23 protein-coding genes and 1 other RNA gene are annotated in these 20664 nt (G+C 67.6%); 15 read left to right on the forward strand and 9 right to left on the reverse strand.

Annotation, left to right across the window (positions count from 1 at the left end):
- Nucleotide 1 precedes the first annotated feature (1 nt).
- Nucleotides 2-982, forward strand: a complete 981-nt coding sequence (locus tag HZ989_RS00980; RefSeq protein ID WP_209323006.1) for a type II secretion system F family protein — start codon at nt 2-4, stop codon at nt 980-982.
- Nucleotides 983-994: 12 nt separating this feature from the next.
- The gene (locus HZ989_RS00985) at nt 995-2008 is read left to right on the forward strand and encodes a type II secretion system F family protein (RefSeq protein WP_209321794.1); all 1014 of its coding nucleotides are present in this window, start codon (nt 995-997) and stop codon (nt 2006-2008) included.
- Nucleotides 2009-2100: 92 nt separating this feature from the next.
- Here HZ989_RS00985 and HZ989_RS00990 read toward each other — a convergent pair whose 3' ends face one another.
- Both HZ989_RS00990 and ffs read right to left on the reverse strand, forming a co-directional pair.
- Nucleotides 2101-2529 carry an SRPBCC domain-containing protein gene (locus HZ989_RS00990; protein WP_209321795.1) on the reverse strand — a complete coding sequence of 143 codons (429 nt, stop codon included), beginning with the start codon at nt 2527-2529 and terminating at the stop codon, nt 2101-2103.
- A gap of 160 nt (nt 2530-2689) precedes the next feature.
- Nucleotides 2690-2783: signal recognition particle sRNA small type (gene ffs, locus HZ989_RS00995), an RNA gene on the reverse strand.
- Nucleotides 2784-2857: 74 nt separating this feature from the next.
- Between ffs and nudC the strand changes: the two genes are divergently transcribed.
- Nucleotides 2858-3796 (forward strand): NAD(+) diphosphatase, encoded by a 939-nt coding sequence (nudC, locus tag HZ989_RS01000; protein WP_209321796.1) that lies wholly within the window; start codon nt 2858-2860, stop codon nt 3794-3796.
- On the opposite strand, the gene HZ989_RS01005 is transcribed toward nudC, so the two are convergent.
- Together HZ989_RS01005 and HZ989_RS01010 are read right to left on the reverse strand one after the other, a co-directional pair.
- On the reverse strand, nt 3793-4173 hold the full coding sequence (locus tag HZ989_RS01005; RefSeq protein WP_209321797.1) for a four helix bundle protein: 381 nt from the start codon (nt 4171-4173) through the stop codon (nt 3793-3795). The two genes, nudC and HZ989_RS01005, sit on opposite strands and share 4 nt — an antisense overlap.
- 16 nt (nt 4174-4189) lie before the next feature.
- On the reverse strand, nt 4190-4942 hold the full coding sequence (locus tag HZ989_RS01010) for a 3-deoxy-manno-octulosonate cytidylyltransferase (RefSeq protein ID WP_209321798.1): 753 nt from the start codon (nt 4940-4942) through the stop codon (nt 4190-4192).
- 172 nt (nt 4943-5114) lie between these two features.
- On the opposite strand from HZ989_RS01010, the gene HZ989_RS01015 reads away from it, so the two are divergent.
- Nucleotides 5115-5780, forward strand: a complete 666-nt coding sequence (locus tag HZ989_RS01015; protein ID WP_371812964.1) for a cytochrome c family protein — start codon at nt 5115-5117, stop codon at nt 5778-5780.
- A 55-nt stretch (nt 5781-5835) separates the two neighbouring features.
- Here HZ989_RS01015 and HZ989_RS01020 read toward each other — a convergent pair whose 3' ends face one another.
- Nucleotides 5836-6633 (reverse strand): NlpC/P60 family protein, encoded by a 798-nt coding sequence (locus HZ989_RS01020; RefSeq protein ID WP_209321800.1) that lies wholly within the window; start codon nt 6631-6633, stop codon nt 5836-5838.
- 135 nt (nt 6634-6768) lie between these two features.
- Here HZ989_RS01020 and HZ989_RS01025 point away from each other — a divergent pair, with 135 nt between their 5' ends.
- Complete coding sequence (locus HZ989_RS01025) at nt 6769-7266, forward strand: hypothetical protein (RefSeq protein ID WP_209321801.1); 498 nt, start codon at nt 6769-6771, stop codon at nt 7264-7266.
- Here the strand turns inward: HZ989_RS01025 and HZ989_RS01030 are convergent.
- On the reverse strand, nt 7233-8627 hold the full coding sequence (locus tag HZ989_RS01030) for a M17 family metallopeptidase (protein ID WP_209321802.1): 1395 nt from the start codon (nt 8625-8627) through the stop codon (nt 7233-7235). The genes HZ989_RS01025 and HZ989_RS01030 overlap by 34 nt on opposite strands.
- A 403-nt stretch (nt 8628-9030) precedes the next feature.
- On the opposite strand from HZ989_RS01030, the gene HZ989_RS01035 reads away from it, so the two are divergent.
- Nucleotides 9031-9870, forward strand: a complete 840-nt coding sequence (locus HZ989_RS01035) for a tetratricopeptide repeat protein (protein ID WP_209321803.1) — start codon at nt 9031-9033, stop codon at nt 9868-9870.
- 3 nt (nt 9871-9873) lie between these two features.
- Here the strand turns inward: HZ989_RS01035 and HZ989_RS01040 are convergent, their stop codons facing one another.
- Nucleotides 9874-10443: a DUF4168 domain-containing protein gene (locus HZ989_RS01040; RefSeq protein WP_209321804.1), complete on the reverse strand. Its 570-nt coding sequence runs from the start codon at nt 10441-10443 to the stop codon at nt 9874-9876.
- Between the two features lie 145 nt (nt 10444-10588).
- Here HZ989_RS01040 and HZ989_RS01045 point away from each other — a divergent pair, with 145 nt between their 5' ends.
- The 7 genes from HZ989_RS01045 to HZ989_RS01075 all read left to right on the forward strand — a co-directional run bounded on the left by HZ989_RS01045 (nt 10589) and on the right by HZ989_RS01075 (nt 17468).
- Nucleotides 10589-11044, forward strand: coding sequence for an iron-sulfur cluster assembly scaffold protein (locus HZ989_RS01045; protein WP_209321805.1), 456 nt, complete (start codon nt 10589-10591; stop codon nt 11042-11044).
- 4 nt (nt 11045-11048) lie between these two features.
- Complete coding sequence (gene yidD, locus HZ989_RS01050; RefSeq protein ID WP_209321806.1) at nt 11049-11297, forward strand: membrane protein insertion efficiency factor YidD; 249 nt, start codon at nt 11049-11051, stop codon at nt 11295-11297.
- Nucleotides 11294-13213 carry a threonine--tRNA ligase gene (gene thrS, locus HZ989_RS01055; RefSeq protein WP_209321807.1) on the forward strand — a complete coding sequence of 640 codons (1920 nt, stop codon included), beginning with the start codon at nt 11294-11296 and terminating at the stop codon, nt 13211-13213. The genes yidD and thrS overlap by 4 nt, the downstream gene beginning before the upstream one ends.
- A complete protein-coding gene (locus tag HZ989_RS01060; protein ID WP_209321808.1) occupies nt 13210-13512 on the forward strand; it encodes a type II toxin-antitoxin system RelE/ParE family toxin in 303 nt (100 codons plus the stop codon). The genes thrS and HZ989_RS01060 overlap by 4 nt, the downstream gene beginning before the upstream one ends.
- Complete coding sequence (locus HZ989_RS01065; RefSeq protein ID WP_209321809.1) at nt 13512-13760, forward strand: hypothetical protein; 249 nt, start codon at nt 13512-13514, stop codon at nt 13758-13760. Before HZ989_RS01060 ends, HZ989_RS01065 begins: the two co-directional genes overlap by 1 nt.
- Nucleotides 13761-13940: 180 nt before the next feature.
- Complete coding sequence (locus HZ989_RS01070; RefSeq protein ID WP_209321810.1) at nt 13941-15146, forward strand: acetyl-CoA C-acetyltransferase; 1206 nt, start codon at nt 13941-13943, stop codon at nt 15144-15146.
- A 144-nt stretch (nt 15147-15290) separates the two neighbouring features.
- Complete coding sequence (locus tag HZ989_RS01075) at nt 15291-17468, forward strand: 3-hydroxyacyl-CoA dehydrogenase NAD-binding domain-containing protein (RefSeq protein WP_209321811.1); 2178 nt, start codon at nt 15291-15293, stop codon at nt 17466-17468.
- A gap of 65 nt (nt 17469-17533) precedes the next feature.
- Here the strand turns inward: HZ989_RS01075 and HZ989_RS01080 are convergent, their stop codons facing one another.
- Entirely contained in the window at nt 17534-18040 is a 507-nt protein-coding gene (locus HZ989_RS01080) for a hypothetical protein (RefSeq protein ID WP_209321812.1), read from the reverse strand.
- Between the two features lie 99 nt (nt 18041-18139).
- Between HZ989_RS01080 and HZ989_RS01085 the strand changes: the two genes are divergently transcribed.
- Both HZ989_RS01085 and HZ989_RS01090 read left to right on the forward strand, forming a co-directional pair.
- A complete protein-coding gene (locus tag HZ989_RS01085) occupies nt 18140-19042 on the forward strand; it encodes an alpha/beta fold hydrolase (protein WP_209321813.1) in 903 nt (300 codons plus the stop codon).
- Nucleotides 19043-19051: 9 nt separating this feature from the next.
- Complete coding sequence (locus HZ989_RS01090) at nt 19052-19387, forward strand: hypothetical protein (protein ID WP_209321814.1); 336 nt, start codon at nt 19052-19054, stop codon at nt 19385-19387.
- Here the strand turns inward: HZ989_RS01090 and lysA are convergent.
- Entirely contained in the window at nt 19380-20657 is a 1278-nt protein-coding gene (lysA, locus tag HZ989_RS01095; RefSeq protein ID WP_209321815.1) for a diaminopimelate decarboxylase, read from the reverse strand. The two genes, HZ989_RS01090 and lysA, sit on opposite strands and share 8 nt — an antisense overlap.
- Between the last annotated feature and the right edge of the window lie 7 nt (nt 20658-20664).

Raw genomic sequence — 20664 nt, forward strand, 5'->3', positions numbered from 1 at the left:
GATGCTTGCGATCCTCGCGGCGTTTCTCGCCTTCGTCACCATCGGCGGACTGGGGTGGGTCTTTGTCGGCGGAGACGATTCCAGTGCAAAGGCCGTGAAGCGCGCCGAGGGATTCACCTCCGTCGGCAACCGCATCGCCCGCGACAAGGCAGCGAAGGCGGAGGCCAATACGCCGGAAGCCCGACGCAAGGGCATCGAGCTTCAGCTCAAGGAGGCCGAGCGCAAGGAGCGCAAGGCGCGCATGACGATGAAGGCGAAGCTGAAGCACGCCGGCATGACCATGAGCATCCGGACCTTCTGGATCATCGGCGGCTGTCTGGGCGTCGTGGCCTTCCTGGTCCCCCTGGCCCTCGGCCTGAACGTCCTTGTCGCCCTCGGCATCGCCGTTGTCGCGGGCCTGGGTCTTCCGCGTTGGGTCGTTGGCTTCATCGGCAAGCGCCGACTGAAGAAGTTCTCCATGGAATTCGCCAACGCCGTGGACATCATCGTGCGCGGCATCCAGTCAGGCCTGCCTGTTCAGGACTGCTTCAGGATCATCTCGCGCGAGAGCCCGTCGCCCGTGGGGCCGGAGTTCAAGACCCTGGTCGAGGGTTTGGCGGTCGGCCTGACCCTGGGTCAGGCGCTGGACAAGATGTACGAGCGCATTCCCACACCGGAGCTGCGATTCTTCTCGATCGTCATCGCCATCCAGCAGAAGACCGGCGGCAACCTGGGCGAGGCGCTTTCCAATCTGTCCACCGTATTGCGCGCGCGCCGGATGATGGGCGAAAAGATCAAGGCCATGTCGTCCGAGGCGACCGCATCGGCCGGCATCATCGGTTCCATGCCCCCGGTGGTCATGACCCTCGTCGGTCTGACGACGCCCTCCTACATGGCGCTGATGTTCACCGATCCCCGCGGCCAGGTGATGCTGCTGGGTGCATCCCTGTGGATGGGGATGGGCATACTGATGATGAAGAAAATGATCTCGTTCAAGATCTAGGGGGAGGGCGACATGGAAGAGTTCATTCGCGCGTTCGTAGATCCCCGGACGCTGATCAGCATCATCGTCGGCGTGCTGGTATTCGCCACCATTCTGACCCTGCTCGGCTCGCAGGGCGGCGGCGTCGATCTGGACAAACGGATGCAGGCGGTCTCGGCGCGGCGGGACGAGCTGAAGCGGCGCTCGCGCCAGGCCATCGTCAGCGGCCAGAGCACCCTGCGGCACACCGACGACGGCTTCAAGAAGCGGGTCGTCGACCAGCTCAAACTGGCCAAGCTGCTGGAAGACCCCAAGGTCGCCGAGCAGATGATCCAGGCCGGACTTCGCGGACCGCGGCCCCTGACGACCTTCTACTTCTTCCGCCTGGCCACCCCGTTCGTCTTCATGTTCGCGGCCATTCTCTATGTCTTCGTGATGAACGATTTCGGCCTGACGGTTACTGTCCGGCTGGGCATCGTCATGTTCGCGGCAGTGGCCGGCTTCTACGCCCCCAACATCTTCCTGAAGAACCGCATCGCCAAGCGCCAGCAGTCGATCATGCAGGCCTTTCCCGATGCGCTCGACCTGCTGCTGATCTGCGTCGAGTCCGGAATGTCGATCGAGGCCGCCATCATGAAAGTCAGCCAGGAAATCGGCACCACATCGGTCGACCTGGCAGAGGAACTGGCCCTGCTTTCGGCCGAGCTGAGCTTTCTGCCCGAACGGCGCATGGCCTATGAGGGGCTGGCCAAACGGACCAACCACCCGGGCGTGCGATCAGTCTCCACCGCCATGATCCAGGCCGAGCAATACGGCACTCCGCTGGGTATGGCCCTGCGCACCATGGCCAAGGAAAACCGGGACCTGCGGATGTCGGCGGCGGAGAAGAAGGCAGCCGCCCTGCCCGCCCAGCTGACCGTGCCGATGATCATCTTCTTCCTGCCGGTGCTGTTCGTCGTGATCCTGGGGCCTGCGATCATCAACATTCAGGACACGATGAAGGCCGGCGGCGAGGCCGCCTCCGCGACCGCAGAGGCTATCGATTAACCGCCATCTGATCGCGAGGCCAGACACAGGCGACAGCCTGATTCACGCCCTTGACGGACCGACGCAGCGGGTCCGTCTCAAACGATCATGCTTCAGGACTCGGCCGTGACCCTCAGGCCCTCGCTGATCGTCTCGCAGGCGGCGCGCAAGGTCCTGCGATGCTTCTCGTAAAAGCCCTCACCCCGGAAGCCGGAGAAGATGAAGCCGTTGGACAGGATGCAACTGCCGGGCTCCAGTTGCTCGATCTCGTAGTAGCGCAGCACGTTGAACAGGAGGCCGCGCCGCTCCATCCAGACCAGCCGGCCGTTGGGCTGCCAGTCGCCAATGCGCCCCGTATACTGGCGGGGCGGCAATCCGGGGACGGCCTCGCTCAGGGCTATGGAGCCGCCAAAGGCCAGGGTGCCGGATACATCCGTCTCGACCGGGTTCCAGGCGTTCCAGCCCGGGAAATCGGCGATGACGTCCCAGATGCGCTCGGACGTGGCGCGGACGCCGACGCGTTTTTCGACCTTGAAGTTCATGGCTTCGATGTCGCAAGCGACCGGCCCGAACGCAAGCCGGGCGTTGGCACAACAACCCGCGCTCAAGCAGCGAGATGCCAAGAGTCGAGCGGTAGCGCACTAAGCCGCGCTCAAGCAGCGAGACGCCGCGCGTCGAGCGGTAGCCCACTGAAAAGCGTGGGAAGGTGGAGACCGCGACCCGAAGGGGAATTCGTTGTGGCTGCTGCCTTCCGGCCCTGACCAGGTTGGCGAAGCCTTCGCCCGCGATCTCCGGGTTCTATATCGCGACTCATCGCACAGAGATCAACCCGCCTCTCCCAAGGCTGGACGATCCCGGCTAGGAAGAGTCATGGTCCTCCCCGTCCTGAACACCTTCGCCGGCAATCCGCTGGATCGCGCCGGCGACCAGAGGAACAGTTCCGACTGGCTGTCCGAACAGGCGGCGAGCCCCGAGGCCCTGGCCTGCGTCTTCTGGGACGGACAGCCGCTGCTGGAGGATCATGCCGACGGTCCGCGCCTGACCTGGCTGGCCCTGAGCCATGCCCGCGACATGATCCGCGACGGGGATCGCGAGCTGTTCCTGGGCCTGTGGAAGGGATCGCCGTGTTTCGCGATCGAGTTCGGCGGCGCGGCCGATCCGGCGACGGGGCCGGTCCAGGGCCTGGGCCGCTTCTCCGGGATGCGCGAGGCGGCGGCGGTTCTGTCGGGAACGGACGCCGCCATCGCGGGCGGGGCCAAGTCGCTGTTCGACTGGCGGCGGAGGCATGGTTTCTGCGCCAACTGCGGGCATGAGACACGGACGGCCTGCGGGGGCTGGAAGCGCATCTGCCCGGCCTGCACCGCCGAGCATTTCCCCCGCGTCGATCCGGTCACCATCATGCTGCCGGTGTTCGGTGATCGCTGCCTGCTGGGTCGCCAGGCGGCCTGGCCCACGGGGCGGATGTCGGCCCTGGCGGGCTTCCTCGAACCCGGCGAGACGATCGAGGAGGCCTGCGCGCGCGAGATCAGGGAGGAGGCGGGCCTGACGGTCACCGCCGTCCGCTATCACTCCAGCCAGCCGTGGCCGTTTCCGTCGCAGCTGATGATCGGCCTGATCGCGGACGTCAGCCACGACGACGCCACGCCGGACCAGACCGAGCTGGAAGAGGTGCGGTGGTTCACGCGGGATGAGGCGCGGGCGGTTCTGGCGGGCGCGCACGAGGTGAAGGCGCCACCCAGGTTCGCGATTGCCCGGACGCTTCTGGAGCACTGGGTGGAGGGGGAACAGGGATTAGGGATTAGGGATTAGGTATCGGGTGGTGCCTTGGTGGTGGTGGCCAGCCTTGATCGAAGTGCGGTGAGCATTCGGCCGATCTCTTCCGTTCTCACCAACAGTTCGCTCACCTGCTCTTTCGGCGCGAGCTCAAGCCTTCCGATGATGATCAGGAATGTTTCCAACTCGGCCGCCGACCCTCGCGCGATGCTGACGAAATGAGCATAGTCTCGTCGCGTGGCCCGACCGTTTCCCTCTGCAAGATTGGCCGGGATGGAACTCGATGCCCGGATAATCTGACCTGAAATCCTGTAGGCCTCCTCCCTCGGCATAAGGCGGGTCAGCCGGTAGATATCGCACGCGAGATCTACGCCCTTCTGCCAGACCACGAGATCCCTGTGCGACGACGCCATCCCCAATCCCTAATCCCTAATCCCTAATCCCCAATCCCTGATCCCCGATAACCAACCGCCTCGCCGCCTCCAGATCCGCCGGATTGTCGACCGAGATCGGTGCCTCCCCGATCACGGTGGCCCAGATCGACAGCCCCATCTCCAGCGCCCGGAGCTGTTCCAGCTTCTCGCGTGTCTCCAGCGGCGAGGGCGGGGCGGCGCAGAACCGCTTCAGCGCCTCGCGGCGATAGCCATAGACGCCGATGTGGCGCCAGACGGGCGCATCGCCGTACAGGGTGGAGCGGGTGAAATAGAGCGCACGGCCGTGGCGGTGACCCTCTTCAATGGCCAGCACTGCCTTGACCACATCGACATTGGTCCGGTCCGACGGATCGCTTTCGGCGGCAACCAGGGTCGCGATGTCACACGACGGCTCGCCGTGCAGCAGGGCCGCGCAGGCCATGGCGATCCCCGGATCGGCGAAGGGCATGTCGCCCTGCAGGTTGATGATCGCGTCATATTCGCCGTCCGGATCCAGCGCCTCCAGCGCCGCCAGCACCCGGTCCGAACCGCTGGGCAGTTCAGGATCGGTCAGGACCGCGCGACCGCCGACGGCCGCGATCGCGGCGACGATCTCCGGGTCGCCCGCGGCCACGGCGACGGGCAGGCCGGACTCCATCGCCTTCTCCCACGCCCGCACGATCATCGCCTTGCCGCCGATATCCTTGAGGGGCTTGCCCGGCAGACGCGTGGCGGCCATCCGGGTCGGAATGAGGATCAGAGGCGTCATCGATACGTTTCCTGCCTGCGACGCACCGACACCCGCGAACAGGGGCCGGGCCGGTTGCGAAGGCGGCGCTAGCGTGTCAGAGACCCCCACGCAAGAAATTCGCCCGGTTTGCTGCATGGCACAGGGCCTCTAGAAGACGGGATGCGACGACGCGATGAGCGGCGATCTGAAGTTGAACAAGATTTTCGGTGCGGGCCTGGGGACGGCGCTCGCCATCCTGATGGTCCAGCAGGTCTCGCAGGCGGTCTACACGACCAAGGCCCCCGAGAAGCCCGGCTATGCCGTCAATGCGCCGGAAGAGACCGAGACCGGTGCAGCCGAGGACGTCGAGTTGCCACCCGATTGGGGCACCCTGCTGCCGACCGCAGACCTGGCTGCCGGAGAGGCTGCTTTCGCGCGCTGCCAGGGCTGTCACAACGTGGCTCAGGGCGGTGCGAACGGCACGGGTCCGAACCTGTGGGGGGTCGTGGGCCGGCCCGTCGCCAGCCATGCGGGCTTCGCCTATTCCGACGCGATGAAGGGCCACATTTCAGTGGACGCGACCTGGTCGCTGGATGCTCTCGATCACTTCATCACGGCACCGGCCAAATATGTGCCTGGCACCAAGATGTCCTTCGCCGGCCTGCGTGATACCGCCGCCCGCGTGAACCTGATCGCCTATATGCGCAGCCAGGGGTCGCCCGGCTATGCCATTCCGGCCCCCGACCCGACCCGTCAGCCGGGTGCGGCACCGGCGGAGGGCGCCGCGCCCGTCGACGGCGGCGCTCCGGCGGACGCAGCGGCGGCTCCGGCCGCTGATGGAACCGCGCCCGCTGCAGAGGCCGCACCGGCCGCCTGACGCACGGACGGCATGACGATCCCGACAGGCGGCCCCCGGGCCGCCTGTTTGCGTATCAGGGGTTCAGGCGACGGAAGACGGCAGGCTGGAAGCCATCGCCGAGACAGCGGGCATCGGCGTCATCGAAAGCCTCGATCACCACCGCGCCATGGTGACCGGTCGCGTGCAGCACCCGGGCACCGTCCAGCATGAAGGCGGAGTGCCCGGTCCAGCTCTGTCCCGGCTGCGGGTCCAGCCATACGACGATATCGCCGCGCCGGGCCTCGCTCCGCGATACGCCACGGCCAAGCCCGGCCTGTTCGTGCGCACGGCGGGGTCCCGCCAGGCCGCAGGCGAGCAGGGCCTGTTGTACCAGCCCCGAACAGTCGGTCGACATCGACGTACGGGCCCCCGGGCTGTGGGGCACGCCGAGGAGCCGTTCTGCGACCGCGACCGGGTCCGTATCGAACGCACCGATCGTAACCGCGCCTTCTTGTGAACCGTCGCCGCTCCGCACCAGGGCATTCAGCGGCAGGTCGGCATCGATGGCGGCGATCCGGTGGGTCGGAAGGGCACGGGCCGGGTCGAGGGCCCCGGCATCCATCCAGCCGACGGTCCCGTCCCTGCGCGCCTGACCCCAGACACGTCCGCCCCGGCGCTCCAGGGCATCGAACATCTCGCCGAACAGCAGCTGGTCGATCCGCCCGGATGCGGATGAGGCCTCGGCCTGGATATCGGCGACGGCCTGAATGCAGCGCATCGGCTCGGTCGCGCGATAGGCCTCGGCCCGGACGCGGCCTTCCAGCGCCAGCGCAGCCAGATCGGACCGGGCCAGCGTCGTCGCCGGATCGAAGGGAAAAACGGGGTCGGTCAAACGCGAAGGCCCTGACATTGGTCCACCCTTCTGCCGGACGAAGGCGAAAGTCCCGTTAATGGCGTGACACGGCTTGAGCATCTTGAATCACCGTCCGGCCACGCCAACTCAATCCGGTGTGATCGCGGAGGGCGAATGCTGCTGGTTCCTGGATTGATGGCGATGGTCATCGGGATGATGCTGGTGTTCCCGGAGACGGAGATCGGTCGCGGGCTGAATCGCTGGCTTATCGAGATGCCGGCGCGACGGTTGAATCGTGTCGGGCGAGGCAAGGCCGTCTTTTGCGGCATGCTGGCAATCCTCGGACTCATGCTCGTGCTGCTGTTCGAGGCGGAGGGGATGCGGCTGTTCGGCTTCCTGCTGCCGGATACGCTGATGTGGTTCGCCATGTTCGACGTCGGGGTCTTCGTGGACGCCCTGTTGATCACGGCCGCCATCCTGGCGACCAACGGTCTGCGCGCGATCCGGGCGCAGGCGACCGCCTTACCCCGTCAGGTATCAACGATCATACGCCGATGCGCGGCCCGGGCACGTCGGGTCAGTTCGTCCTCCCGGCCGACGCGACAGAACGCCGACGACGACGGCCCGGCGGGGTCGGTTCACCCGGCGTATCGCGCCTTCAGCATCGCATAGGCCGCGCGCAGCCCCTGCGCCTCGCCGCCCTCGGGGTGGCCGGGGCGGTTGCGGTTGTTCCAGGCGAAGACGTCCAGATGGGCCCAGGCACCCGTGGTCGGGGCGAATTTCTGCAGGAACAGGGCGGCGGTAATCGAGCCGCCCTGGGCCCAGCCGGCCGAGTCATTCCGCACATCGGCGATGTCGGACTCGATGGCAGCGCGGTAACCCGCCCACAGCGGCATCCGCCAGAGGGGGTCGCGCACAGCGCTGGCGGCCGCGAGCAGGTCGGCGGCCAGGGCCTCTTCATCGGTAAAGAGCGGCGGCAGTTCCGGCCCCAGGGCCACGCGCGCAGCCCCGGTCAGGGTGGCGAAATCCAGCGTCAGGTCCGGCTCATGCTCGCCGGCCCGCGTCAGGGCGTCGGCCAGGATCACACGCCCCTCCGCATCCGTATTGCCGATCTCGATGGTCAGACCCTTGCGGCTGTTCAGCACGTCGCCCGGCCGGAAGGCGTCAGCGGAAATGGCGTTTTCGACCGCCGCGACCAGCACGACCAGCCGCACCTCCAGCTCCGCCTGCATGATCAGCCGGGCCAGGGCCAGGACGTGGGCCGCCCCGCCCATGTCCTTCTTCATGTTGCGCATCCCGGCGGCGGACTTGATGTCCAGCCCGCCCGAATCGAAGGCGACCCCCTTGCCCACCAAGGCGATCAGCGGGCGGTCCGTATGGTCCAGATTCCAGCCGATCTCGATGATGCGGGGCGCGCGATGCGGCGCAGCGGCCCGGCCCACCGCGTGAATGGCGGGGTAGTTTTCCTCCAGCAGGGCATCGCCGGTCACGACCGAGATCGAGGCCCCGTGCGCCTCTGCGATCTCGCGGGCGATGGTCTCCATCTGCAGCGGACCCATGTCGGCCGCAGGGGTATCGACCATCTCGCGCGCCAGGGCGCAGGCGGCGGCGATCCGGCCCGCCTCCATCGCATCGAACCCATCGGGCGCGACCAGCCGGACCGGTTCCTCGTCATTGCGCGACCTGTACCGATCGAACCGGTAGCGGCCGAGCAGGAAGGCCAGGGCCGCGACCTTCTGGTCCTCCGGCTCGCCCTCCAGCCGATACAGACCCGCCGGCAGCCTGGCCGACAGGGCGCGGGCGCCCATGGGATCGAAGGCCTTGCCCGCGCCGACGATCACATGATCGACCGCGCCATCGGCACCGGGCACGACGACGACCTGTCCCGGCTTGCCCTTGAAGCCCAGTCGCTCTGCCCAGGCGCGCGCTTCCGGGGCGATCGTCCCGGACGGACCGACGAAGCGAACAGGCGTCGCGCCGGCGGCCTCGGATGCCTGCAGCGACACAAGGGGATCAAGGGAAATGCTGGACATGCAGCGATGCTAGCGGATGCATCTCGCAGCACCAGAGCGCGAGCCCGAAAAGTCAGGCCCCGGCCATGCCGCATGCCGTCCTTTCTTTCTGGCCTGGCCCGTCATCCTGCTCCCTGTCCACGCCAGCAATTTTTTCATCCGCTTGCGGTGGGATCGGCGCGGCGGCGTCTTTCCTCCGAGGGGTATGGAAAATGATCTTTGGCGAAGTCCTGACGTTCCTGCATCGCAACAACCGGATGATCTTGCGCGTGACCGTCGCCCTTGTTGCGCTCGAGCTGTGCAGGCAGGCCTTGGCCTGACCTGAACCGACGCTTCCCGGGCGCCTCGACCGGGGGCGAACGTTAACCAATGCTTGAGACGAAAGCGCGATTCTGAGGGCCTCGATGTCCGACAGGATCGCCCCATGTCACGCAGCCGGACCCTGGCGTCAGCCGCCCTCCTCATCCTGACCTGTGTCAGCGGGGGATCGATCGCCACCATGGCTGCCGCGCAGTCATCCGGTGCCACGACGGCCGCCGCCCCGCCTCAGCCCGCCTCGGCCGAAGAGCGCGCCGCCTATGGCCGTCTCGATCCGCTGGCCCGTTCGGTCTTCTGGTCGCGCGAGATGGAGGTCAATCCGGCCGATCCGGTGGCCGGCGTGCGTCTGGCCGAGGCGCTGCGTCAGCTGGGCCAGTTCGACCAGGCGGCCGCGATCGGCGAGCAGGTCCTCGTCACCCAGCCCCGGAACCTGGAGGCGATGCTGGAGATCGGCCGGGCCCGGATCGCGCGAGGCCAGGCCTTCTACGGTATCGCGCCCCTGGAACAGGCCCGGACCGAGGCACCGGACGACTGGCGGCCGCTGTCGCTGCTGGGGGTGGCCTATCAGCAGGTCAACCGCACGGCCGACGCGCAGGAGGCCTGGAAAGCCGCGCTGACCCTGTCGCCCGACAATCCGGAAGTCCTGACCAACGCCGCCATGGCCCTGGCCACGAACGGCGACGCGCCGGGGGCGGAGCCGCTGTTGCGCCGCGCCGTGGCCCAACCGGCCGCCACCCAGAAGATGCGGCTGAACCTGGCCATGGTGCTGGGTCTGCAGGGCAAGACCGGCGAGGCCGAGCAGATCATCCGGCGCGAGCTTCCTCCGGAAGCCGCCGATCGCAACCTGCGATGGCTGCAGAACCAGAGCCGACCCCAGCCGGGCCGGACGACGGACGACGCCTCGCCGGCTCCGGCCCGGACCTGGTCCTCGTTGCAGACCCAGTAGGCGTCAGTCGGCCTGAACGGCCGCCAGCTCCAGGCGAGCCCGCAGACGCTCGTCGGACGAGACCGCCTGGGCGATGGCGTTGAAGCGATCCAGGGCCAGACCCGAGGCCGAAACCGCCGAGGCCATCGCCGCCTGCTGCTCGGGCGTGGGAGCGGAGCCGTCGGTCGGGGCAGCCGCGCGAACCTCGACCATGGCGGCACCGAACCGCGCCACCTCGGCGTCCGACACGGAGGCTGCGACGGAGCCGGCAGGCGATTCAGGGGTGGCCAGGACGGCCAGACGCGCCTGCAGCACCTCGTCGGTCGACACGGCGGTGGCCAGGGCGTTGAAGGCGGTGATGTCCATGCCGGACGACGACACGGCCGCGGCCATGGCGGCCTGCTGTTCGGCATTGGGGGCGCTGCCGTCGGTCGGTGCGGCGGCGCGGACGGCGGTCATGGCGGTGCTGAAGGCCTGAAGCTGCGCGTCGGAGTATACGGCGGCCTGGGCCACGGCCATCGGCGCGGCAAGCGCGCTAGGCGCAATCGCCGTCAGGGCGAGGGCGGAAACGGCGGCGATCAGGGACAGACGCATGGATATTCCTTGGCGATTTGAAGACAGAAGCGACGGGGAAGGATCAACGCTAACCGGCAATCCCCTCTGTGACAAATGCACGGTTTCTGACGCCGGGCTGAAAGGGTGACTTCTCCCGGACCCGCCCGCCGCCTATCTTGGACCCATGATCGACGATCTCTACAGCGCGCGCATCCTGACGCTGGCGGCGAACCTGCCGCACGCCGGAAGGCTTGCCGCGCCTGAAGGCACAGGCGAGCGGGTGGCCAGGCTTTGCGGGTCGAGGGCGACGGTCGATGTCGTTCTCGACGCCGACGGCCGGGTCGCAGAGTTCGCCCAGGACGTGAAGGCCTGCGCCCTGGGCCAGGCGGCGGCGGGCGTGGTCGGTGAGGTCGTCCTGGGGGCCACGACCGACGACCTGCAATCTGCCCGGGACGCCATGCTGTCCATGCTGAAATCCGGCGGCGAGGGGCCCGAAGGCCGGTTCGGCGGGCTGCGCGTCCTCAAAGAGGTGGCCGACTATCCCGCCCGCCACGCCTCCACGATGGTCGCGCTCGAGGCGACGCTCGAAGCGGTGAACCAGGCGCTCGTGGCCCGCGCCGGGCTGGCAGGCGCGGCCTGACCGGATGACGCAGACAACCCTCTACGAACGCGGCGTGCGCGCGGCCCATCGCGGCTACAAGCTGACGCTCAGCCCCTTCTTTGGCCAGTCGTGCCGGTTCCTGCCCACCTGTTCGGACTATGGCCGGGACGCCCTGATCCGGCACGGTCTGCGCAAGGGGGGGTGGCTGACCCTGCGTCGGCTCTGTAAATGCCACCCCTTCGGCGGTTCGGGATATGACCCGGTTCCGCCCCGTGAGACTGAAGACCGATGATCCAGCTGACCTTTCCCGACGGCGCGACGCGTGAGTATCCGGCCGGATCGACCGCGCGCGACGTGGCCCATGCCATCTCGCCTTCGCTGGCCAAGAAGGCCGTCCTGGCCGAGCTGAACGGCGAGCAGCGCGACCTGAACCGGGTTCTGGAGACGGGCGGATCGTTCCGCCTGATCATGCGCGACGACCCCGACGCGCTCTACACCATCCGCCACGACACGGCCCACGTGCTGGCCGAGGCGGTGCAGACGCTGTTCCCCGGCACCCAGGTCACGATCGGCCCGGCGATCGAGGACGGATTCTATTACGATTTCCACCGCGAGACGCCCTTCTCGACCGACGACTTCGCCGCCATCGAAAAGGAGATGTCGAAGATCGTCGACCGCGACGCGAAGTTCGAGCGCGAGGTCTGGGACCGCAACGAGGCGATCACCTTCTTCGAGGCCCGGGGCGAAAGGTTCAAGGCCGAGCTGATCCGCGACCTGCCGGGCGACCAGACCATCACCCTGTACAGGCAGGGCGACTGGATCGACCTGTGCCGGGGCCCGCACTTCCCCTCGACCCGGTCGGTGGGCAAGGCCTTCAAGCTGACCAAGCTGGCCGGGGCCTACTGGCGGGGCGACTCGAACCGCGAGCAGCTGCAGCGCATCTATGGCACCGCCTGGGCCACCAAGGAGGACCTCGACGCCTATCTGCTGCGCATCGAGGAGGCGGAAAAGCGGGATCACAGGAAGCTCGGCCGGCAGATGGAGCTCTTCCACATGCAGGAAGAGGGCCGGGGCATGGTCTTCTGGCACCCCAAGGGCTGGGTGCTGTGGCAGGTCATCGAGGCCTATATGCGCCGCCGTCTGGATGCCGCCGGCTATGTCGAGGTCAAGACGCCCCAGGTGCTGGACCGCAAATTCTGGGAGGCCTCGGGCCACTGGGAAAAATACCGGCCCAATATGTTCGTCTGCGAGACGGTGGAGGGCGAGACCCTCAGCCTGAAGCCGATGAACTGTCCGGGCCACGTCCAGATCTTCGGCATCGGCCAGCGGTCCTACCGCGAACTGCCGCTGCGGATGGCCGAGTTCGGGGCCTGTCACCGCTATGAGCCGTCGGGGGCCCTGCACGGCCTGATGCGGGTGCGCGGCTTCACCCAGGACGACGCCCACATCTTCTGCCGCGAGGACCAGATCGTCGAGGAAACGCGCCGGTTCATCGAGCTGACCCGGATCGTCCACGCCGACCTCGGCATGCAGACCGCCTACATCAACCTGGCCACCCGCCCCGAAGTCCGCGCCGGGTCCGATGAATTCTGGGACAAGGCCGAGGGCATGCTGGGCGAGGCCGCGCGCCTGGCCGGGGTCGATCCCGTGATCGCCGAGGGCGACGGGGCCTTCTATGCGCCCAAGCTGGATTTCGTGGTCAAGGACGCCATCGGCCGCGAATGGACCTGCGGCACCCTGCAGCTCGACTATGTCCTGCCCGAACGGCTGAACGCGGAATACGTCGGCGAGGACGGTCAGAAGCATCGACCCGTGATGCTGCACCGGGCAATTCTGGGCAGTTTCGAGCGCTTCATCGGCATCATGATCGAGAACTACGCCGGGGCCTTCCCGCTGTGGCTCGCGCCGGTGCAGGCGGTGGTGGCGACCATCACCTCGGACGCCGACGACTATGCCCATGAGGTCGCTGCGAAGTTCAAGGCGGCGGGCCTTCGCGTCGAGACCGATCTGCGCAACGAGAAGGTCGGCTACAAGGTGCGCGAACATTCCGTCGGCAAGGTGCCGGTCATCGCCGTCGTGGGCCGGAACGAGGCCGAGAAGGGCGAGGTCGCCATCCGCCGACTGGGGTCGCAGGCGCAGACGGTGGTCACCATCGAGGAAGCGATCCGCCTGCTGACCGGGGAAGCGACGCCGCCCGATCTTCGATGAAACTCTCCGTCAGGTTTACGCCGGAAGCGGCAGCCTGGCTGAGCGGGTTGCGCGATCGTATTGCCCGCAAGAAGGTCCTGGCGCGGATTGCCTCAATCGAAGAGGACGGTCACCTCGGGGACTGGAAGAGCGTCGGCGACACGGTTGCGGAACTTCGGATTCACTCTGGACCCGGTTATCGGATATACTTCACCCGTCGCGGCGACACGCTGATCATCATCCTTCTGGGTGGCGACAAGAGTGATCAGGCCCGTGACATTATCATGGCGAAGGCCTTGGCTGCACGACTGGATATCTGATGCCGCTGGAAACACACGCATTCGACGTCGTCGATTTCCTTCGCGACGACGAGGACATCGCTGGCTATCTGTCGGAGATGCTTGAGGCCGATAGCCTTGCCTTAACGGAGCGGGCAGTCGGTGAGGTCGAACGCGCCAAGTCGCTGCCAGCCGATTCCTCACTCGATCTTGCCGGTCGACTCTACCGTGCAGCCCGCTCGGTCGGGCTGAGATTGACCGCCGTCCCCGCTGCACCACGCGCAGCCTGACGGCTGCTACTCGTAGACTTCGAGGTCAGCCGCGTCGTATTCAATGGCCCCAGCCGGGCATAACCGTCGCCGACCACACGTTCGCGAGATCGAGACGCCTGCCCTCATTACTTGACGTTGACGTAAACGTAGGCTTTAGACGCACCGCGCTCGAATCCGTCCTCATTGGAGACTGACCCCATGACCGAGGCCTATATCTACGACGCCGTGCGGACCCCGCGCGGCAAGGGCAAGAAGGACGGGTCTCTGCACGAGATCACCGGCCTGAGCCTGGCGACCCAGGTGCTGGAAGCCCTGCGTGATCGCAACGGCCTGGACACGTCGAAGGTCGACGACGTCATCCTGGGCTGCGTCTCGCCGGTGGGCGAACAGGGCGCGGACATCGCCCGCACGGCGGTCCTGTCGGCGGGCTGGGCCCAGACGGTGGCCGGCGTCCAGATCAACCGTTTCTGCGCCTCGGGCCTCGAAGCCGTGAACATGGCCGCCGCCAAGGTGAAGTCCGGCGAGGCCGACTTCGCCGTCGGCGGCGGCGTCGAGGCCATGAGCCGGGTGCCGATGGGCTCGGACGGCGGGGCCTGGCCGGTCGATCCGTCCAGCGCCTTCCCGACCTATTTCGTGCCCCAGGGCGTCTCCGCCGACATGATCGCCTCGAAATACGGCTTCAGCCGCGACGACGTCGACGCCTATTCGATGGAAAGCCACAAGCGCGCCGCCGCCGCCTGGGCCGCCGGAAACTTCTCGAAGTCGGTCGTGCCGGTGAAGAACCAGCTGGGTCTGGTCCAGCTGGACCGCGACGAGACCATCCGCCCGAACACCGACATGCAGTCGCTGGGCGGGCTGAACCCCTCCTTCGCCATGATGGGCGAGATGGCCTTCGACGCCGTCATCAACCAGCGCTATCCCGAGGTCGAGCGCGTCAACCATGTCCACACGCCGGGCAACTCCTCCGGCATCGTCGACGGTTCGGCCGGCGTGCTGATCGGCAGCCTGGAAGCCGGCAAGGCCCTGGGCCTGAAGCCGCGCGCCCGCATCAAGGGCGCCGCCTCGATCGGATCGGAGCCCTCGATCATGCTGACCGGTCCGGAGTTCGTGACGAAGAAACTGCTCGGCAAGCTGGGCATGACCGTCGCCGACATCGACGTGTGGGAGCTGAACGAGGCCTTCGCCGCCGTCGTCCTGCGCTATATGCAGGCACTGGATATCCCGCACGACAAGATGAACGTGAACGGCGGCGGCATCTCCATGGGCCACCCCCTGGGCGCGACCGGGGCCATGATCACGGGCATCGCCCTCGATGAGCTGGAACGCTCCGGCAAGGAAACCGCCCTGATCACCCTGTGCATCGGCGGCGGCATGGGCACCGCCACGGTGATCGAGCGCGTTTGATTTTCGCAATGCTCCCCCGTCGGGGGAGCTGTCAGCGAAGCTGACTGAGGGGGCTGGCCCCATACGCCAGCGTCTGCGGTGGGCCCCCTCCACCGCTTCGCGGTCCCCCTTCCCCAACGGGGGAGGATTTCGGGAGGAACTACGATGGAAAACTTCAAGATCGACGTCGACGCCGACGGCATCGCCCTGATCACCTTCGACGTCCCGGGACGGTCGATGAACACCCTGACCGGCAAGGTCATGGATGAGCTGCCGACCCTGGTCGAGCGCATCAGGACCGACGACGCCATCAAGGGCGCGGTCATCACCTCGGGCAAGGCGTCCGGCTTCTGCGCCGGGGCGGACCTGGGCGACATGGCGTCGGGCATGCTGTCCGGCTCGGGCGACCTTCAGGCCGCCTTCGATGCGGGCTGGAAGATGAACGGCTCGCTGCGGGCGCTGGAGATCTGCGGCAAGCCGGTGGCGGCCGCGATCAACGGCCTGGCGCTGGGCGGCGGTCTGGAAGTCACCCTGGCCTGCCACTACCGCGTGGTCGGCGACAGTCCGAAGATCCAGCTGGGCCTGCCCGAGATCAAGGTCGGCCTGTTCCCCGGTGGCGGCGCCACCCAGCGGCTGACGCGCCTGATCGGCGTCCAGGCGGCGATGACGGCGATGAGCTCGGGTTCGTCCTGGCGTCCGAACGACGCCAGGGGTGCGGGCGTGGTGCATGAGGTCGTGCCCGCCGGCACCGAGGTCGAGGCGGCCAAGGCCTGGATCAGGGGCGGCGGCAAGGCCGTCCAGCCGTGGGATGACAAGTCGTTCAAACAGCCCGGCGGCGGCCCCTATCACCCGGCCGGCATCCAGAACTTCCTCGTCGGCAATGCGATGCTGAGGAAGCAGTCCTACGGCAACTATCCGGCCGTGGTGAACCTGATGAAGGCCGTCTATGAAGGGATTCAGGTGCCGATGGATGCGGCCCTGCGGATCGAGACCCGCTATTTCATCAAGACCCTGATGACGCCCCAGGCCCAGGGCATGATCCGGTCGCTGTTCCTGTCCAAGCAGGAGCTGGACAAGGGGGCCGTGCGTCCCGCCGGTATCCCCGCCTCCGACCCGAAGAAGGTCACCGTCATCGGGGCCGGCATGATGGGCGCGGGCATCGCCTATGTGCAGGCGCTCGCCGGAATCCAGACCATCCTGATCGACCGCGATCAGGAGAGCGCCGACAAGGGCAAGGCCCATGTCGAGGAGCTGCTGAAGAAGCGCCTGTCCAAGGGACAGATTACGCAAGAGAAGTTTGACGCCCTGCTGGCCTCCGTCGTCGCCACCACGGACTACGACCAGATCAAGGGCTCGGACCTGGTCATCGAGGCGGTGTTCGAGAACCGCGAGATCAAGGCCGATGTGACGAAGCGGGCCGAGGCCCAGCTGGCCCCCGGTGCCGTGTTCGGCTCCAACACCTCGACCCTGCCGATCACCGGTCTGGCCGAGGCCAGCGTGCGGCCCGAGGACTTCATCGGCATTCACTTCTTCTCGCCCGTCGACAAGATGATGCTGGTCGAGATCATCCTGGGCGAAAAGACCGGCCCGGCCGCGATCGCCAAGGCTCTGGACTATATCATCAAGATCAAGAAGACGCCGATCGTCGTCAACGACGGCCGCGGCTTCTACACCTCGCGCTGCTTCGGCACCTATGTGGCCGAGGGGCTGGCGATGCTGGAGGAGGGTTACGCCCCCGCCCTGATCGACAACCTGGGCCGGATGACCGGCATGCCGCGCGGCCCGCTGGAAATGCACGACGACGTCGCGCTGGACCTGTCGGTCAAGATCGCCAAACAGACGGCGCTGGACCTCGGCGACGCCTATGTGCCGATCGAGGGCCACGAGATCGTCCGCAAGATGGTCGAGGACCTGGGTCGCTATGGCCGCAAGAACGGCAAGGGCTTCTACGACTATGACACCAAGCCCAAGACACTCTGGTCCGGCCTGTCGGATCTGGCCACGGTCACCATCAACGACTCCACACCCGAGCTGATCGAGGACCAGAAGCGCCGCCTGCTTTACCGCCAGGCCGTCGAGGTCGCCAAATGCTGGGAAGAGGGCGTCATCGACGACCCGCGCGAGGCCGACGTCGGCGCCATCCTGGCCTGGGGCTTTGCGCCCTGGACCGGCGGCCCCATCACCATGATCGACCAGATCGGGCTGAAGGCCTTTGTGGCCCAGGCGGACGAATACGCTGACCGTTACGGTGACCGGTTCCACGTACCGCAGCTGCTGCGCGACATGGCCGCCAGGGGCGAGACCTTCTACGGCAACTTCACCGGGGTGAAGGCCGCCGCCTGATCCCGCTCCACGCCTGAGACGAAGACGGCCCCGGATGCGAGTCCGGGGCCGTCTTGCGCCAGGCCTCAGGGTCGACCGGCGTCGATCCAGGCCTTGATGTCGGGGTAGGACGGACCGGGCGGGCGACGGTCCTCGCAGGCGATCACCAGGGCACCTTCGTCCAGCGAGCCCGGCCGAACGGACTCCCACGGTTCGCCCGTGGCATAGGGTTCGGTCGGCGCGCCGTCCTCGAACACGTCCATCGACGTATCGACATGCGCCTCGCGCGCGGCGCACCGGATGCCGAACACATCCTCGGTGTGGCTGTAGTCGGACGGATCACCCTGGCGCGGGACCCGCGCGATCCTGACGGTCAGTTCGTCTCCGGTCCGGACGACGCTGTTCACGTCGATCAGATAGCCGCGCTGGTCGGACCGCGAAAGCACCCACCAGTCCGGACCGACGGGCGCGGGCGGCGGCGTCTGAACCGACATCTCCTGTGGAGCCGGGGCCTCCTGGGCCAGGGCGGGGCCCGCCATGGCCAGAACGCCGCCCATCGCGGTCATGATGTTGAGCCGATAACGTGTCCTCATCGCGTCCTCCCCCGAGGTTGTTGCCGGTATTTCACGCCTGTGAGACGCGGATTTCAAGGGTGCCAACCAAATGCCGCGATGGCCGTCCATGGGGTCGGGATGCGCCGCTTCCTCCTGCTGATCCTCGCCCTGCTGACCCTGCCCGGTCTGGCCGTGGCCCAGGCCCAGGTGCCATCCCGGCCGTTCACCTCCGACCGGATCGTGGTTTCGGTCCGTGGCAGCGGCCCGGACGTCATCCTGATCCCCGGTCTGGCCTCGACCGGCGCGGTGTGGCGGCGCACGGCCGACCGGCTGGACGACACCCACCGGGTCCACATCGTCTCGATCCGGGGCTTCGGTGACGTGCCGTCCGGAGCCAACACCCATGGGACACTGGTCGGGCCGGTCGCGGCCGAGCTGCGCCGCTATATCGCCGGGGCGCGGCTCGATCGCCCGGCCATCATCGGCCACTCCATGGGCGGTCTGGTGGCGCTGCGGGCCGCCGCCGATGCCGGGCGGGACCAGCGGGGCGGGGCCATCGGCCGGGTCATGGTGGTGGACGCCACGCCCTTCTTCCCCTCCCTGATCAGCCCCGGAGCCACGGTCGGCGACGTCGAGCCGATCGCGCGGATCGCCTATCAGGCCCTGCTGTTCCTCGGCGACGAGGCCCTGCGCACCCAGGGCACGGCGCTGGGCGACCAGCTGGGCGGAGCGTCGGACAGTGTCTTTTCCGCCGTCGGCTGGCAGGGCGGCGACCGCCAGGTCCTGGCGCAAGGGTTGTACGAGGTCATGACCACCGACCTGAGGAACCGCCTGCCCGACATCATGGCCCCCGTCACCGTCGTCTACGGCTGGAGCCCCGACGACCGGTCGCCCCGGGCGCATCTGGACGGCCTGTTCCAGGCCGGGTACCGCAACCTGCCCCGCCCCGCACGCTTCGAGCGGATCGAGGGGGCCGAGCACATGGTCATGATCGACCAGCCGGGGCGGTTCCTGGCGGCGGTGACGCGGTTTTTAAGTTAGGAGCCGACGATGAAGTCGATCGCACTATTGACCGCTTTGGGTCTGGCGGCCTGCAGCACCTCGTCCGACAGCTTCGAGGTTCAGGTGGCCGACAGCTCTGCGACCGGCGCTGTATTGGGACTTTGCGGCTCAGAGTTTCCACTCTCTCAGACCCGCGACGGCTTCAGAGGGAGACGTCGCACCTCATGCGAAGGCACCGGAGAAATCCGCGTGTCGTTCACCAACCGGCAGACGGTCAGTTGCGCTGTCGGATACGTCACCCCAGGACTTGGTCAGAACTTTGAGTTCGTGGTCAGGGACGGCCGATGCGTCGAGGTCTTGAAGAAACGGCAGTCAGCTAGCTGAGCCACCCCGCCACGGCTTCCCGCGCCAGCATCTCCTCATACGTCGGCCGCCCGCGCACCACCGCCCGGCGCTCCCCGTCCACCAGCACCTCCGGCACCAGAGGGCGGCTGTTGTATTCGCTCGCCATGACTGCGCCGTAAGCCCCGGCCCCGGTGAAGACGACCAGGTCTCCGGCCTGGAGCGGGGGCAGGTCGCGGGCGCGGGCGAAGGTGTCGCCGGTCTCGCAGACGGGGCCGACGATGTCATAGGCGATCCGGTCGCCGTCGCGCGGCGTGACCGGCTTCACCTCATGGAAGGCGTCATACATGGCCGGCCGGACCAGGTCGTTCATGGCGGCGTCCAGCACCAGAAACCGCCGGCCGTCCGCCCGCTCCGTGATCTGGATCACCCGGGCCAGCAGCACGCCCGCGTTGGCGGCCAGCAGGCGGCCCGGCTCGAACGCGGCCTCGACCGCCAGCCCGTCCAGCACGCCCGCCGCCATGGCCGCATAGTCGGCGACCGACGCCGTCTCGGCCCCACCGGAATAGGGCACGCCCAGACCGCCGCCGAGGTCCAGCCGGGTGACCGACAGGCCCTGTCCGCGCAGGGTCAATGTCATCTCGCGCAGCAGGCGAAAGGCGGCCTCCAGCGGAGACAGGTCGATGATCTGGCTGCCGATATGGCAGGCCAGACCGACGGGAGTCACATGCGGGCTGGCGGCCGCGCGGGCATACAGGGCCATGGCCTCGTCGGCCGGGATGCCGAACTTGTCGCCCTCGCCGCCCGTGGTGATCTTGGCATGGCCGCCCGCGCCGATCTTGGGGTTCACCCGGATGGCGATGTCGGGAACGCGCCCCTTCTCGGCCGCCACCGCGATCAGGCGATCCAGCTCGGCCGGGCTCTCGACATTGATCTGGCGCACCCCGACGTCCAGCGCCCAGGCCAGCTCGGCATCGGTCTTGCCGACGCCGGAGAAGATGATCTTTCCGGCCGGAATGCCCGCCCTCAGGGCGCGGCGGATCTCGCCCTCCGACACCGTGTCCGCCCCCGATCCCAGCCGGGCCAGGGTCGCCAGCACCGACAGATTGGCGTTGGCCTTGACCGCAAAGGCGATCAGGGCGTCGCCGAACGCGGCCGGATGGGCGGCGACGGCGTCCCTCAGCACGCCATAGTGCCGGCTCAGGGTCGCGGTCGAATAGACATAGGCCGGTGTCCCGACCTCGACCGCGAGGGCGTCGAGCGGCACGTCTTCGGCGTGAAGGGTGCCGTCCCGCAGCTGGAAATGATCCAAGGCGCCG

Source organism: Brevundimonas sp. AJA228-03 (assembly GCF_017795885.1).
Classification (GTDB): Bacteria; Pseudomonadota; Alphaproteobacteria; order Caulobacterales; family Caulobacteraceae; genus Brevundimonas.